This window comes from Streptococcus sp. 1F3, assembly GCF_054968985.1.
On sequence record NZ_JBUEQR010000072.1, the window covers coordinates 1 to 2,677 of the forward strand.

Here is a 2,677-nt window from a genome sequence, read left to right on the forward strand (position 1 = left end):
CAGCTCTCACGGACAAGACCAAGGCAGATGTAGACATGCTTCTGATGGGACGGGGTCTCCATTGTGAGTTTGGCTTTGAACCGATTAACTTAAATACTGGGAATTTCTACCTCGACCGTACAGATGTCTCTATTCCTGATCTAGGTGGGGATTTTGAGATTGTCCGTGCCTATAACTCCAAGGCGACAGGGATCAATAGTCTCTTTGGTCGGGGCTGGTCGGTTGCCTTTCAGGAACAAGTCTCTACAGATGAGGAGGGGAACCTCTACTATAGCCGTGCAGATGGTTCAATCCTTCCATTTACCAAAGACGGTGATCGCTACAAGGCACCTGCCGGTTATGATTTGACCCTTAAAGTCAACACCCTTGAAACCAAGGAGGGCGACTTCGGCGGTGAAGAAAAAGAAACATACGACGTCAAAGAATATCGAATCACCGATACAGACCATCAAGAAAAGGTCTTCAATTTCCACGGACTTCTGACTAGTCAGACCGACGAAAAGGGAAACAAGACCACTTTTGACTACAACGAGAACTTCCAACTGACCAAGATAACCTCCCCGACAGGTCTGGTCTATGGCATTACCTACAATGAGGCTGGAACAATCGGTGCGATTTCTCTTCCGAATGGTTCAACTCTGAAATATGACTATGACGCAGATGGTAATCTGACTACCTATACCGATGCGACAGGTGTGCCTACTCGCTACGAGTACGATGACAAGGGTCGGATGACTGCCTGGTATGACGGCAATGGTACAAAAGTCATCCAGAACGAGTATGACGATGAGAACCGTGTGACCAAGCAGACGGACGGTACAGGAGCGGTCTCAACCTTAGCTTATAGCGATGGTCAGACCGTCACAACCGATGCCAATGGTAACCAGACCACCTATACCTATGATGACCACTACCGGACAACAGGTATTCACTACCCAGATGGGACAAGCGTTTCTAAAACCTATGATGACCATAACCGTTTGGCAAGTAGCACCAATGAACTGGGTCAAACGACGAGCTACACTTATGATGAAAACGGAAATGTCTTGACCGAAACCCGCTTTGACGGGGCAGTTAAGACCTCTACCTATGATGAGAAGAATAACCTCTTGTCTGTCACAGACTTTGGTGGAGCTACCACGACCAATGAGTATGACAGGAAGAGTAACCTCACAAAGACAAGCCTTCCAGATGGCACAACCATTTCCTATACGCATGACCAGCAAGGTCGTATCCTGTCTACGACAGATGCGCTAGGGGCTAAGACGACCTTTGCCTATGAGGGGGCTAATCTGGTCAACGTTACCAACCCACTGGGTGGGGAAAGCACCTTGACCTACAATGCCCATAATCAGGTGACGGGGATTACCAACCCTCGTGGCGGTACAACGACCTTTACCTACGATGCGGAAGGTCGCAAGTTGAGTGAGATTGACGCAGACGGTGTAGGGACAATCCATACTTTTGACAAAGCTGGTCAAGTTACAGGTGTGACAGAGGGGAATGGTAATACAACCACCTTTACCTATGATGCTTTTGGGCGTAAGATTGGAGCTTCAAATGGAGAAGGAGGGACCTATAGCTATTCCTATGACGGTGTGGGTAACCAACTTTCTGTGACAGACGCAGAAGGTACCACCACGACCTATACCTACGACAGCCGGGGTCGTCTCTTGAGTGAAACCGATGCGACAGGTCAGACAATCACCTTTGTCCGGGATGCCCTAGGTCGCGTGCTTGAGCGAACCAATGAAGCAGGTCATACCAGTCGCTTGACCTATGATGACCGATACAATGCCATCAAGACTGTGACCGATGCCTTGGGGCAGGTCACAGAAAACACCTATGATGCTTCTGGTTACCTGACGGATGTGACTTACCCAATTGGAACAAAGACCAACACGACATACGATGTTATGGGTCGTGTCCTATCGTATACCGATGAAGCAGGTCAGACGGTCTCTTATACCTATGATGCGGTTGGCAATAAGCTAACCGAAACCAAAGGAGAGAAGACCACGAGCTACAGCTATGACAAGTCCGGCAATGTGACCTCTATTACCTACCCAGATGGGACGAGTGTGTCCTACACCTTGGACACCATGGGCAATATCCTGTCCATGACAGACGCCTTGGGTCGAGAAACCACCTATGAGTACAGTCCAGCAGGTCGTCTCCTTGCGACCACCAATGCCTTGGGTCACAAGACAAGCATGACCTATGACGCCAATGGTAACCAGAATAGTGTCACTGATGCGGCAGGCTATACCGCTAAAACAACCTATACCGGTCAAAATCAAATTGCTAGCATCACCGATGGTCTTGGCAACACCACCACCACATCATACAATCAGATGGAACAACCAAAAGAGATTGTGGATGCCTTAGGTGGTAAAACGACTTATGTCTATAATGAATTGGGCTATCCGATTGAGCAGACAGATGCCAACGGAAATCGCACCAAGATGAGCTATACCGAAACAGCCCAACTGAAAGAAGTGACCCTGCCAGACGGCACGACCATTACCCAAGAGTATGATGCCTTGGATCGCCTCATCAAGCAGACCAACTCTAGTGGTCTCATCACAGAGTACAGCTATGATGCGGCCAACCGTGTGGTGACCAAAAAAGACAACCAAGATCTGAACGAGTCCTACACCTATGACAAGGCTGGCAA

At 48.8% G+C, this 2,677-nt stretch carries 1 protein-coding gene; it reads left to right on the forward strand.

The features are described 5' to 3' along the window. On the forward strand, positions 1–2,677 hold a 2,677-nt coding region (locus tag ACVPON_RS06975), incomplete at both ends, for a DUF6531 domain-containing protein (protein WP_462877527.1).